This is a genomic window from Desulfurobacterium crinifex (assembly GCF_054656775.1).
Map to the genome: position 1 here is coordinate 953,139 of NZ_BAAHXO010000004.1, position 12,934 is coordinate 966,072.

The window sequence follows — 12,934 nt, forward strand, 5'->3', positions numbered from 1 at the left end:
TCTATTTTTGGAATTATAACAAGAACAGTTTTAGAAAGAGAAAACCTATAACAATCCTGTAAATTCCAAATGGAATGAATGTGTGGGTTTTTATAAAGTTTAAAAGCCACTTAACTGAAATGTAGGCAGATGCGAAAGCTGTAACAAAGCCAACGAGTAAAACAACACCACCTTCTGGGGTAAATTCTTTAAAGTTCTTAACCATTTCAAAACCTGTTGCAGCAAACATTGTTGGAATGGCTAAGAGGAAGGAGAATTCTGTTGCAGCTACCCTTTTCATTCCAAGGAGAAGACCACCTATGATGGTGGCTCCGGAACGGGATGTTCCCGGAACCATTGCAAGGGATTGAAAAATTCCAATCATTGCAGCCTTTAGATAACTTATCTTTTCGGGTTCAGATATGTGATGTTCTTTCTCTTTATATAGGAGCTCGATTACGATAAAAACTGCTCCCCAGAATATTAGCGCAACGCTGACAACAAACGGGTTGAACAGCTTTTCAACGTAGTGGTGTAACGCAAGGCCTATTATCCCTGTGGGAATAAAGGCTACGATTAACTTTTTCCACAGTTCAAGATTGTGGGTGAGCTTTTCTCTGTAGATGGAGACCACTGCCAGGATAGCTCCAAGCTGAATAGCAATTTCAAAAGTTTTTTCAAAGGAGTTCTGTTTCAATCCGAGAAGGTAAGAAACTAAAATCATGTGTCCCGTTGAAGAGATGGGAAGGAATTCGGTAACTCCTTCAACTATTCCCAGTATGATGGCATCCAGTATGTTCATTCTGTTCTCCTTAAGTGGTCAAATCCGACTTTCTGAACTTTTTTTCCATCAACGAAAACACCGCTCCCTTCGGAGACAACTCCTATGACCTTAAATCCAATTCTTTCTACACTATCAAGTAGATTTTCAGGAAAGGTAATTATGAGTTCGTAATCCTCTCCACCAAACAGGGCATATTGAAGAGCCTTTTCACGGCTACTTGCGTAGGAAATAAGCCTTTCAGAAAGAGGTATTCTATCACTGAAAATTTTTATTTTTACCCCGGAACTCTCAGAAATCGTATAGAGGTTAAAGATCAGTCCATCGCTAACATCTGTTCCACACCGAACGCCAAGGCTTAAAGCCTCTCTACCTTCTTCTACTCTTGCAGACGGATTGAGAAACCTTTCAATAAGATAATTGTCAATCGGTCTGTTTTCCAAAAGAATCTCAAGTCCAGCTCTGCTATCTCCAAAGGTTCCTGTTACTGCAACCAAATCCTTAGGTTTTGCTGAAGATCTTAACATGTAGCCTTTGCTCTTTCCTGTAAGTGTTGAGTCAAAAAATTCCGTTTCTGAAGCTACCGTATCTCCTCCAATAATTGACACGTTGTAATCCTTACAAGCATCTGAAAGACCATCGTAAAGCGATTCTAATAATTTTTCCTCTGATTGACTGGATACTCCTAAGTTAACTATTGCAAACTCGGGGGCTCCTCCCATAGAGGCAACATCACTTACAGAGATTGATAAAAGTTTTCTTCCTAAGTAATAGTAAAGCTCTGGAATCCTACCTATCCACTTTCTTTTGTAGTGGGAGTTTTCAACAAGAGCATCTGAAGTAATGATTTGGTAAGAGTCGTTTAACTTCACAACAGCAGCGTCATCACCAATCCCTACTACAACTTTTTCAGAAGGACAAGAAAGCTTTTTTGTCAACTTGCTTATGAGTTCAAATTCACTTAGTTTCATCAGCCTTTACAACCTTTAGGTAGCAGGTATTGTTAAACTTTTTCACAATGCTTTTAAAGAGGTATCTTTTTCCCCGATCTGTAAGAGGATCAAGCCCCCCTGTTGCTTCTAAGTAGATACAACCGGTAGAATCAACTATACAGGAGTCCGACCTTGTAATTCCAGGATTCCTACATTCTGCAGGACAATTCCATCCCATATATTTGGCTCTTATAACAACTTCTTTACCAGTGAATCTATTACAGTTCTTTTTTATATTACCGATCGTTTCGAGCCTGAAACGAGCTTCTCCGTTCAATGTAACAGAAGAGCAGGAAGAGAAGAAGAGAACAACGAGAGTAAAATTCAGAAATTTCCTTAAAAGTTTCATCTTCACTCCGTCAAGGTATAATATTCTTTTAGGAACTCGTCCCATTCCGTATCTGTAAACGGATTGTAGTAACCATTAACAATTTCTCCATTAAATTCGCAGGTTTGAGGATAAGCCACATAGTAACATTCATCTATATTGCTTTCGCTAATTGGGAAGTAGATAGAAATTCCGTTCAAGTTTCCTTTCCTGAACTTGTAAAGACTATCTATTTTAAGCCTTATGTTTACTGCACTGTCGTAAGAAAAGTTGCTCAAAAAAGAGTAAAGGTCAACATAGTTTCCACCTTCCCAGTTCGGAACTTCCCAGGAGTTTTCTCTTGCACTCTTAAAGTTTTCGTAATTGGTGCTATCCAAATAGCTGACGAACTGATTGAGATTGTTAACTATGTAGTCAATATCGCTACTTTTAAAGAGGGTTAGAGTCAGGTCGGAGTTATAATATTCATACTCTTCCTTGAAGGAATCAACAATCATCTTTCCAAACTCTTCAGGAGAAGATGAAGGGTTTGAGGAAAGCTTTCCAAAAACTCTTTCGTAATTCCAGCCATCTGCCGGTTCAAGAGCTTCTGAAGCAACAAAATACTCAGCGAAGTCCTTTATATCGTAAAGTGGTTCAATCATTCCCATTAAACATTCATCAAAACCGATAAGATCAATCTTGTAGCCATTGTCACTTAAATATTTTAGAGCATTTTCGGTTTCAAACATAAAGAGTGTATCACCATCTGTTTCGTCAATTGCTGAAAACCTTGTTTGATAGTTTACAGACCTCCAGCCATCTCCGTGATCCCAGAAGATTAGAGCTCTCTTTGGAGACGGATATTTATCCATATACTCTTTAACAAAGTTAACCAGCGTTTCTGGATCTCCCATGTTAAGTTCGTTAGTATCGGCTACTTTTTCCAGCTTTCCGGTGTCGTCTGTTTCATATATTTCTCCTCCCGTATCTCCATAGTAGTCAACAAGAACAACAACCTTTACCTGAGGTGGAAAGAGGACATTTTCCATCTCGGAGAGGTCAAAAGAGACGTAAGAGTTCTCTCTTGTACTGCCAAGAGAATTATCACCATCCATATAAATAAGGACGAGCCACTGACGGTAGTTTACGGAGGTGCAGTTTGAGTCTTCACAAAGTTTAACAGTTGAGTTTGATGGATAGCACTCAACTGCGTAAGTCTTTCCATCACTATAAAACTCTACCTTTACAGTTTCTCCCGATCTAAGGTAATCTTCTATTGAATTGGTTGAATCGATAGATTGATCATTTATAGATACATCGGATATATTGCTAAGGTCAATTACAGGTTCTGTACCGTTAACGTCACCGCCAAAAGCGTGAATAATCTTTGAAAGAATATCTCCAACAGTTTCATTTCCTTCCGCCATCTTAAAAGGAGTTATGATCTCTCCGTTTTCCTTAAGGGTGTAGTCTGCAAGCAGAATGTTATCTACGTAAAAGTTTAAGGTAGGGAAAGGAGCAGGCGATTTAAGATAAAAGTTTCCATTCTCATCCGTCAGACTACAAGTATCGGAGTTCTTTATACATACTTTTAAACCCTTTACACTACTTGCAACAACCTTTCCACTTATAGTTATATTTTCACTACCCCCACCACTACCACAGGAAAAAAGAAGTGAAGACAAAATGGCAACGAGTGAAAGCTTCCTCAAAGTAGAGCCTCCAAAATCAAAGTTGACAACTGCACGCTTTACTTTTTATAAGTTTTTCAATCTCTAGGTTTTCAATCCCAAATTCTATCACTCCTTCTTTTGAACCGTATCTAAAGACAGTAATTCCTTTTAACTTTAACTGGTATCCCAGCCAGAAAACTTTCTTAACGTCTTCAACTGTAGCATTGTACGGTAAGTTTACAGTCTTTGAAACAGAGTTGTCCGTATACTTTTGAAAAGCTGCCTGCATCTTAACGTGCCATTCTGGAGGTATATCAAGAGCTGTTATGAAAATCCTTTTTACATCTTCTGGAATTCCAGGGATTTTTTGAATACTTCCTGTTTTCAGAATCTCTCTTAGCTGTTCTTCCGAGAGTGTGTTTCCAGCATACTTAAGGAAAAATGGGTCTATCTGAACGGCTGCTCTGTCCTCGAGAATCCTCTTTACATAGGCTATGGCAAAGAGAGGTTCTATGCTTGGGGTTGTTCCTGCAATCATGCTTATTGTTCCAGTAGGAGCAATGCTTGTTCTTGTGGCGTTTCTAACCTTTTTTCCTTTGTAGATGCTCTTTTCTATGTTGGGAAAACTACCCTTTTTCTCTGCAAGCTTAACGGAAGTTTCAAAAGCTTTTTTGTTTATAAAGGACATTATTTTTTCTGCAAGTTCTAAAGCCTCATTACTGTTGTAAGGGATTTTCATGTTTATTAAGAGCTCGGCAAATCCCATCACTCCGAGGCCTATTTTTCTGTTTCCTTTTGCCATGACTTCTATCTCTTTTGCTGGATACCTGTTAACATCTATTACATTGTCAAGAAATCTGACGCTAATTTCTACCAGTTCTTCAAGTTTTTCCCAATCTATTTGTCCGTTCTTTATCACTTTTGCAAGGTTTATTGAACCTAAGTTACATTCCTCGTAAGGAAGGAGAGGGACTTCTCCACAGGGGTTTGTTGCCTCTATTTTTCCAAGGTCTGGAGTTGGATTTTTCCTGTTTATTTCATCTATGTAGAGAATTCCGGGGTCTCCTGAATCCCAGGCAGACTCTGCTATAAGGTCAAACAGATCTTTTGCTTTTACTCTTTTCCAGACCTCACCGTTTCTTGGGTTTTTAAGTTCCATCTCTCCATTACTCTTTACTTTTTCAAAGAACTCATCCGTTGCTGCAACAGATATGTTAAAGTTCTGAAAGCTTTTCTTGTCTCTTTTACAGGTTATGAACTTTTTGACATCGGGGTGGTGTATAGAGAGAACCCCCATGTTTGCTCCACGTCTTTTCCCTCCCTGCTTTATCGAGTCTGTTGCACAGTCGAAAACCCTCATGAATGAAACGGGGCCAGAGGCTATACCGTTTGTCAGTTTGACAATATCTCCTTCTGGTCTCAGATGAGAGAAGGAAAAACCTGTTCCTCCACCGCTTTTCTGGATTATTGCCATCAACTTGACAGAATTAAAGATTTCCTCGACCGAGTCTTCAACAGGTAGAACAAAGCAGGCAGCAAGCTGGCCAAGCTCCGTTCCGGCATTCATCAGCGTTGGAGAGTTTGGAAGAAATTCAAGGTTTTTCATTACAGTGTAAAACTTCTCTTCCCACTTCTCTGCAAATTGGGGAGGGTGATAGAGGAGCTCCCCCATTGAAACTGCCTTTGCAACCCGCCTGAACATCTCGTCGGGGGTCTCCCCTGCCCTCAGATACCTTGCTTTCAGTATTTCAAGTGCTGTTTCAGAGAGCATTTCTCTCCTTAGGTTTGGTTTAAAAGCTTCTCTATGTCTGCTGGCTTTTCAACGTTTATGACTTTCAGACTTCTATCGATTCTTCTTATGAGTCCCTTCAGAACATTCTTTGGGCCAATTTCGTAGAAAGTGTCAATCCCCATTTCCTTCATCTTTAAAACGTCCTCAACCCATCTGACTGGAGAGAACATCTGTCTGTAAAAGGAGTCCTTTATCTCTTCTGGATTTTTCATGGGCTTAACGTCGGCGTTGTTGATAATTGGAACTTCAGCGTTTTTGAACGTAATCTCTTCCATCAGGACTTTTAGCTTTTCTGCAGCAGGTTTCATGAGCTCTGAGTGAAAGGGAGCTGAAACTGCAAGCCTTACGATTCTTTTTGCGCCAGCTTCTCTGAGTTTTTCCTCAGCCTCTTCAAGGGCTTTAATCTCCCCAGAGATTACTGTTTGCTCTGGGCTGTTGTAGTTTGCCACCTGAATGAATCCAGATTCAACGGTTTTTAGAACTTCCTCTATTTTCTCAGAAGGGAGTCCTATTACTGCTGTCATTCCACCAACACCGGGTGGTACAGCTTCCTGCATAAACTCTCCTCTCTTTCTTACAAGGAGAGCTCCATCGTGAACAGAAAATACCTTAGCTGCGCCGGCAGCAGAAAACTCACCGAGGGAGTGACCTGCAACTATAACCGGTTTTTCGTCAAAGCCAGCTTTCTCAAGGACTTTTAAGACTGCCATACTGACGGAGAATATTGCTGGTTGTGCATTATATGTAAGGGTTAGCTCCTCTTCTGGAGCTTCAAAACAAAGCTTTGCTATGTCAACTTTTGCGCCTTCAGAAGCTTCTTCAAATACCTCTCTTGCTTCCGGGAAAGCGTTAAAAAGCTCTTTTCCCATTCCACTGTACTGAGAACCCTGACCAGGAAAGATGAATGCAACCGCCATCCTTTCTCTCCTTTACTCTTTATTGTTTTATTGAGTCGTGACCTACAACAATTTTTCCAGCCCACTCTGAAAGTATGTCGCAGGCTACCTCAACGCCGCTTCCAACTGCAGCAACAATCATTGTAATTACACCGGCAGCAAGACCTGCAACGAAGATTCCCTCTTTTGTAGGTTTAAGCGCGATTTTTCCAGGTCTTGGAGTTTTTGGATGGGGGATAACCTCAACACCATCACACTTTATTTCAAAAGAGTGAAAACCTGTAGCGAGGACAACAAGTTTTGCCTGAAGTTTCCTACCGTCAGAGAGTACCACTGTAAAGTTTCCTTTCTTCCCTGAGATTTCAGAAACCTCTCCTTCAACGAGGTTAACCTCTTCAAATTCTTCAACCTGTGCTGTCAGAAACTTAAGATACTCTTCTCCTGTTGTCCCTTTCTTTATGCCTGGAACGTTGTTAAGAACTGCCTTAAGAGCATCAGAATTTACTGAATCAATGACAACAAATTTCTTTCCTTTAGCAAAATCGAATCTCTTTGCTCCATCTGCAAGCGTTAGAGCGCAGGAAAGTCCTGCTGGACCTCCTCCGACGATTACAACGTCGTACATTTCCTCCTCCTCGAGAATGCTATAGCTATGATAATAGCATAAAATTCGAAAAATCATGTTCGAAACTTTTGGTATCATTGCTTTTAAGCTATTCGGAGGTGAGATGAAAGCCTATACCGAGTACTTGACGTTCAATACCAAAAAAATAAGGGAGCTCATCAGAATAACAGATACTGTAAAAGAAGCTGTCAAAAAGTCTGGTGTTAAAGAGGGTCTTTGCCTTGTTTCTGCGATGCATCTGACAGCAGCGGTCATTATTCAGGACGATGAGGAAGGACTCCACGAAGATATCTGGGAGTGGTTGGAAAGGCTTGCACCGTTTAAGTCAAACTATAGACACCACAGGACTGGTGAGGTTAACGGAGATGCTCACCTTAAAAACCTTTTAGTTCACCTTCAAGTGGTTCTTCCGATAACTAATGGAGAGTTAGACCTTGGTCCCTGGCAGGAGATCTTTTACGCTGAATTTGACGGTCAGAGACCAAAGAGAGTTATTATTAAAATAATTGGAGAATAGATGAAAGAAGCTGTTCTTTTAACTTACATGGGAGCTCCATCTTCTATTAAAGAAATTCAGCCTTTCCTTTATAGACTTTTTTCAGATAGAGACCTTATAAACTTTGGAGTTCCTGCTTTTCTTCAGAAACCTTTAGCCTATCTGATTTCGAGCTTAAGAGCTCCAAAGGTAAAACCCCAGTACGAGGCAATCGGTGGTGGAAGCCCTCTTGTGAAATACACTCAGGAACAGGCTGAGCTAATTGAAGAGAAGACAGGGCTTAAAACTTTTGTTGGAATGCTCTACTCGGAACCTCTACTTGAAAGAGTTGCCAGGGAAATTGAGAAGTACAGTCCAGATAAACTCTATGTTCTCACACTCTATCCCCAGTACTCAACTGCAACTGCTGGGGCTTGCTTCAGAGATGTTGAAAAGTTTTTAGGAGGAAAAGTTAACTACACTTTTGTCAAATCCTGGTGCAGAAATCCTTTCTATATAAGGTGGATTCAGAATTTAATTGAAAAAGAGCTCAAAGACCTAAAGGAGCCTCTGATACTCTTTTCAGCCCATAGTCTTCCAAAATACTTTGTTGAGCAGGGAGATATCTACGTAAGAGAGATTGAGGACACGGCAAAATCTGTGATGGAGAAGTTTCCAGACGTTCCATACAGGATTTCCTATCAGAGTAAGGTTGGCCCGATAGAGTGGCTTGAGCCATCAACTGAGGAGGTTTTAAAAAAGCTTTCAGAAGAGGGAAGAAAAGAGGTCGTTGTTTTCCCGATAAGCTTTGTTTCAGAGCACATTGAAACCCTTTTTGAGCTTGACATTGAATATGGAGAGGTTGCACAGGAATTTGGACTGGACTATAGGAGAGTGAAGCTTGACCACAAAAGTCCTCTTCTGATAGATGCAATTGTTTTGGAAATTGATAAATTAAGAAAACACTAAACTGTTTAGGGGAGGATTTGTGAAGGTTGCCGTTATAGGAGCTGGAATTTCCGGACTTTCAGTAGCTTTCTACCTACGAAAGGGTGGAGCTGAAGTCAAAGTCTTTGAAAGGGAAGAAACTTGCGGCGGTAAGATGAAAACGCTCCATGAGGATGGTTACATAATAGAAACAGGGCCAAATGGCTTTCTTGATGGAAAACCCTACACTCTAAACCTTGTGAAAGAGCTTGAAATTGAGAGTAAGCTCTACAGGAGCTCTGACAAAGCAAGGAAGAGGTTCATATACACAGATGGAAGACTTGTAAGGCTTCCTGAAAATCCGATAGCTTTTCTCAGTTCTTATTTACTTTCGTGGAAAGGAAAACTGAGGCTTGTTGGAGAGTTTCTTGTCCCACCGAAAAAAGATCCTAAGGATGAAAGTCTCTCAGAATTTGCAAGGCGGAGAATCGGAGAGGAAGCCCTTGAGAAGCTCCTTGATCCAATGGTTGCGGGAATTTTTGCTGGAGACCCTGACAGACTCAGCCTCAAAGCCTCCTTTCCAGCCATCTATTACCTTGAGAAACAGTATGGAGGTCTTATAAAGGGTCTCATAGCAAAGATGAAAGAAGCAAAGAAGAGTGGGAAGAAGTCAAGCGGTCCAGCAGGTCCCGGAGGAGTTCTCACTTCCTTTAAAGGAGGAGTAAAAGATTTAATTGATTCTCTAAGTGAGTTCCTACGAGATTCTGTTGAGACAGGAGTGGAAATCTTAGGTCTTGATAGAGTAGAGGAAGGCTGGAAGATAAAGTATAAAAAAGGGAATGAAGTTTATGAAGAAACTTTTGAAGCTGTTGTCCTTTCAACGCCGGCTTATGTAACTGCTAAATTTTTAAAAGATCTGGATCCAGAACTTTCTAAGCTCCTTTCAGAGATAGAGTACTCTCCAATTTCCGTTGTTGCTCTTGGATTTGAAAAGAGAGGACTTGGACACAACCTTGATGGTTTTGGTTTCCTTATTCCAAGGAGTGAAAAGAGAAAGATCCTTGGAGCTCTCTGGGATAGTTCGGTCTTTCCAAATAGAGCTCCAGAAGGGAAAGTCCTGATAAGAGTTATGATAGGTGGTGCAAGACAGCCTGAACTTGCACTCCTGCCAGATGATGAGCTTGTAAACATTGCTCTCAAAGAGCTCAAAAGAATAATGAAAATCCGCCACTATCCAGAAAAGATAAAGGTCTTCAAGCACAAAAAGGGTATTCCACACTATACGGTTGGACATACTGAGAAGGTGGAAAGAATATTTAAACTAATTGGTAAATATCCCGGTCTTTATCTTTGCAACAATGCCTACACTGGAGTTGGGGTCAACGACTGCACGAAAGCAGCAGAAGAGGTTGCAAGGAGAATTCTTGTTGGCTAAGGTTAGGTTGAGTGACTGGGAAGTCTCAGCTATTGAAGCTATAAGGCGGGATAGAGAGACTCTTTAATGAGCTTCAGCTTTGAGTTTCCGGAAACAAAAGGAACTTATTGCATTCTTTTTGTGATAGACACTCTTTCATTCAAAGTTAAAAGCGGTAAACAGTTTTCACTCAAGAAAGGCATTTATGTTTATGTTGGTTCAGCCTTTGGGAGCGGTGGTTTAAGGAAAAGAATTTCAAGACATCTCAAAAAGGAAAAGAAAAAGCACTGGCATTTAGATTTCATTTCAACGGACAATTCTTTTAAAGTCCTTGAGATTTGGATTATTGAAGATAAAAAAGTTGAATGTTCCTTAGCCAATTTAATATCTGAGACAGAAAAACCTATTATCGGTTTTGGTTCAACCGATTGTAACTGTCCATCTCACTTATTCAGAGTTAGTGAAATTGAAAACTTAAGAAAACGGTTGCTTGAAGAATTCAATGTTAAAATTTTCGAAATCTGACAGGCGGAGAAGAAGATGGAAGTTAAAGAGATTCTAAATAAGCTCGTTGAAAAGCAAAATCTCTCTTTTGAGGAAACAAGAGACCTTTTCACACAGATAATGGATGGAAAACTGACAGACGTTCAGATAGCCGGAATCTTAGTTGCTCTCAGATCAAAGGGAGAGGCAACAGAGGAGATAGCAGGTGCAACTTCTGTAATGAGAGAGAAGAGCCTGAAAGTTCCGCTTTCCGAAGATATAAGGGAGAGAATAGTTGACACCTGTGGAACCGGTGGAGATTTGAGAGGAACCTTTAACATATCTACAACCGTTGCCCTTGTTGTTGCTGCCTGCGGTGTTCCTGTTGCAAAGCATGGAAACAGGTCTGTCTCGAGCAAGTGCGGAAGTGCAGATATCTTAGAAGCTTTTGGGGTGAAAATAGATCTGACGCCGGAGCAGGTTGCAAAGTGTATAGAAGAGACAAACTTTGGATTTATGTTTGCTCCAAAGTTTCATCCTGCAATGGCTTCTGTTGTAAGACCGAGAAAAGAGCTTGGAATTAGAACGGTTTTTAACCTCCTTGGTCCAATGACAAATCCGGCTGGAGCTAAGAGACAGCTCATGGGAGTCTTTGCAGACTACCTGACTGAAAAGTTGGGTGAAGTTCTCTTGAAGCTTGGAACTAAAAAAGCCTTTATCGTTCATGGGAAAGATGGAACAGACGAGATAACCATCTGCGACGTGACAAAGATTACAGAAATTTCAAACGGTGATATAAAGAGCTACGTAGTCTCTCCAGAGGATTTTGGCATCAGGCGAGCCTCTTTTGAGGAGATAAAGGGTGGCGAAACCCTGGAAGAGAACAAGGAAATTGTCAGAAGAGTTCTGACGGGAGAAGAGAAAGGAGCAAAGAGAAACGTTGTTCTCCTAAATGCTGCTTTTGCACTCCTTGCAGCAGAGAAAGTAAGCTCTGTAGAAGAGGGGATAGAGCTTGCCAATTCAATTATAGAGGAAGGAAAGCCTTACGAGCTCCTCTGTAAAGTCGTTAAAGTGACAAACAGTTTTTAGCATCAAGGGGCTAAAAGCAGTGAACTTTCCCGATTTTGAGTTTCATATAAAAGGAAAAAAGATTCTAAAAGAGCGCAAAAAAGCTTTCTACCTTTCACTTCTGTTCCCAGGACTTGGACAACTCTACCAGAAACGCTGGGTTTCCGGAATTTCGTTTCTTTTGATTTTTCTCTTTCCTTTTTATTACCTCTACCTCATAGGATTTGGAATTAACTATGGTTCAGTTACACTTGTTCTGGCTCAGCTTCTCCTCTACGTCATTCAGGCTCTTGATGCCAGAAGAGGGGCTAAAAGGGAAACTTCTCCCTGTGAGGATTTCTGTCCTGCGAACGTCAACGTTCCAACTTTTATGAGCTACTCAAGTATAGGAGATTTCAGAAAGGCTTTTGGTTCTTTTGTGACACGAGCTCCCTTTTCCTTTACTCTTGGAGAGATCTGTCCTGCTCAGTGCGAAACAAAGTGTGGAGTTCTTCCTGAGAGACCACTTAGGATAAGAGAGGTTCACAGAGAGTTTGGGAGAAGAGTCCTTGAGGAAATTGAAATAATAGAGAGAGACCCAGTCTTTCCAATTGTTGATAGAAAAGTTGCTGTCATAGGTGGAGGGGCTGCTGGATTAACCGTAGCTTACTACCTTGCCTCAACAGGTGTGAAAGTTGAGCTTTTTGAAAAGGAAGGTGAGCTTGGAGGACTTTTAAACCTGATACCCGACTTTAAACTTGATAAAGCTTTTCTACGAAGGGAAATTGAGTTCATAACCTCGTTTAAAAACATTAAGGTTTTCTTAAACAGCGAAATCAGATCAAAGCTGGAAGGCTACGATTTCATTGTCATTGCAACTGGAGCTCAAAAGGCAAAGAAGCTGGATATTCCAATCAAAGGGAATCCAGTGATTCTTTATCCTCTTTCATTTTTGAAAACTCCACCGGAATTAAAGGCTAAGAGAGTTGTAATCGTTGGAGCAGGAGATACAGCCTTTGATGTTGCAAGGCTTACAGTTCGAAATGGTGGAGAAGCCCTTGTCTTCTATAGAGGAGAGACTAAAAATGTGAGAGCTCAGCAGAGAGAGGTAGACACTGCTGTGAGAGAGGGAGTGAGAATCTATACAAACTGCCAGCCGGAACTGATTGAAGATAACAAAATTAGATTCTCTTGCGGAGAGGTTGAGTTTGATTATTTAGTTCCTGCCATTGGTTTTGAGAAGGATAGAGAGATTTTTGAAACTTTTGGTGTTTCGGGAGAAAAACTTTTTGAAAACGGGATCTTTGTAGTTGGAGATTCCCTCAACGGTGTCTCTTCTGTAATTGAGGCAGTTAGAGATGGAAGGACTGCAGCCTATGAAATTCTTAAAAGGCTTGGTCTGTGGGATAGAGCATGGTTTATGGTTGACTTTTACAGACTAAAACCAGAGAGAACTTCAGGAAAGAATCTTTCTATAGTTTCTGAAGCTTCACTGTGCCAACATTGTGGAATAAAGGTTAAGAGTTAAAATTGTTGGTAC

13 protein-coding genes are annotated in these 12,934 nt (G+C 40.7%); 6 read left to right on the forward strand and 7 right to left on the reverse strand.

What is annotated here, in order from left to right:
* Positions 1-13: 13 nt before the first annotated feature.
* The 7 genes from ACYQ3A_RS07025 to ACYQ3A_RS07055 are packed head-to-tail and all read right to left on the reverse strand — an operon-like array spanning position 14 to position 7,048.
* Entirely contained in the window at positions 14-781 is a 768-nt protein-coding gene (locus tag ACYQ3A_RS07025) for an undecaprenyl-diphosphate phosphatase (RefSeq protein ID WP_459896491.1), read from the reverse strand.
* Positions 778-1,731: a thiamine-phosphate kinase gene (thiL, locus tag ACYQ3A_RS07030; protein WP_459896492.1), complete on the reverse strand. Its 954-nt coding sequence runs from the start codon at positions 1,729-1,731 to the stop codon at positions 778-780. The genes ACYQ3A_RS07025 and thiL overlap by 4 nt, the downstream gene beginning before the upstream one ends.
* On the reverse strand, positions 1,718-2,101 hold the full coding sequence (locus ACYQ3A_RS07035) for a hypothetical protein (protein ID WP_459896493.1): 384 nt from the start codon (positions 2,099-2,101) through the stop codon (positions 1,718-1,720). The genes thiL and ACYQ3A_RS07035 overlap by 14 nt, the downstream gene beginning before the upstream one ends.
* A gap of 2 nt (positions 2,102-2,103) precedes the next feature.
* A complete protein-coding gene (locus ACYQ3A_RS07040) occupies positions 2,104-3,774 on the reverse strand; it encodes a clostripain-related cysteine peptidase (RefSeq protein ID WP_459896494.1) in 1,671 nt (556 codons plus the stop codon).
* Between the two features lie 16 nt (positions 3,775-3,790).
* On the reverse strand, positions 3,791-5,506 hold the full coding sequence (locus ACYQ3A_RS07045; protein WP_459896495.1) for an adenosylcobalamin-dependent ribonucleoside-diphosphate reductase: 1,716 nt from the start codon (positions 5,504-5,506) through the stop codon (positions 3,791-3,793).
* Positions 5,507-5,514: 8 nt separating this feature from the next.
* On the reverse strand, positions 5,515-6,444 hold the full coding sequence (fabD, locus tag ACYQ3A_RS07050; protein WP_459896497.1) for an ACP S-malonyltransferase: 930 nt from the start codon (positions 6,442-6,444) through the stop codon (positions 5,515-5,517).
* Between the two features lie 19 nt (positions 6,445-6,463).
* Positions 6,464-7,048, reverse strand: coding sequence for an FAD-dependent oxidoreductase (locus ACYQ3A_RS07055; protein ID WP_459896498.1), 585 nt, complete (start codon positions 7,046-7,048; stop codon positions 6,464-6,466).
* A gap of 103 nt (positions 7,049-7,151) precedes the next feature.
* Between ACYQ3A_RS07055 and ACYQ3A_RS07060 the strand changes: the two genes are divergently transcribed.
* The 6 genes from ACYQ3A_RS07060 (at position 7,152) to ACYQ3A_RS07085 (ending at position 12,922) form a co-directional block, all read left to right on the forward strand.
* Positions 7,152-7,565, forward strand: coding sequence for a secondary thiamine-phosphate synthase enzyme YjbQ (locus ACYQ3A_RS07060; protein WP_459896499.1), 414 nt, complete (start codon positions 7,152-7,154; stop codon positions 7,563-7,565).
* Positions 7,566-8,492, forward strand: coding sequence for a ferrochelatase (gene hemH / locus ACYQ3A_RS07065; RefSeq protein ID WP_459896500.1), 927 nt, complete (start codon positions 7,566-7,568; stop codon positions 8,490-8,492). It abuts the gene before it with no gap.
* Positions 8,493-8,511: 19 nt separating this feature from the next.
* The gene (hemG, locus tag ACYQ3A_RS07070) at positions 8,512-9,885 is read left to right on the forward strand and encodes a protoporphyrinogen oxidase (RefSeq protein ID WP_459896501.1); all 1,374 of its coding nucleotides are present in this window, start codon (positions 8,512-8,514) and stop codon (positions 9,883-9,885) included.
* 66 nt (positions 9,886-9,951) lie between these two features.
* Positions 9,952-10,389, forward strand: a complete 438-nt coding sequence (locus tag ACYQ3A_RS07075; RefSeq protein WP_459896502.1) for a GIY-YIG nuclease family protein — start codon at positions 9,952-9,954, stop codon at positions 10,387-10,389.
* A gap of 15 nt (positions 10,390-10,404) precedes the next feature.
* Positions 10,405-11,436, forward strand: a complete 1,032-nt coding sequence (gene trpD, locus ACYQ3A_RS07080) for an anthranilate phosphoribosyltransferase (protein WP_459896503.1) — start codon at positions 10,405-10,407, stop codon at positions 11,434-11,436.
* 19 nt (positions 11,437-11,455) lie between these two features.
* Positions 11,456-12,922 carry an FAD-dependent oxidoreductase gene (locus tag ACYQ3A_RS07085; RefSeq protein WP_459896504.1) on the forward strand — a complete coding sequence of 489 codons (1,467 nt, stop codon included), beginning with the start codon at positions 11,456-11,458 and terminating at the stop codon, positions 12,920-12,922.
* Positions 12,923-12,934: the final 12 nt, after the last annotated feature.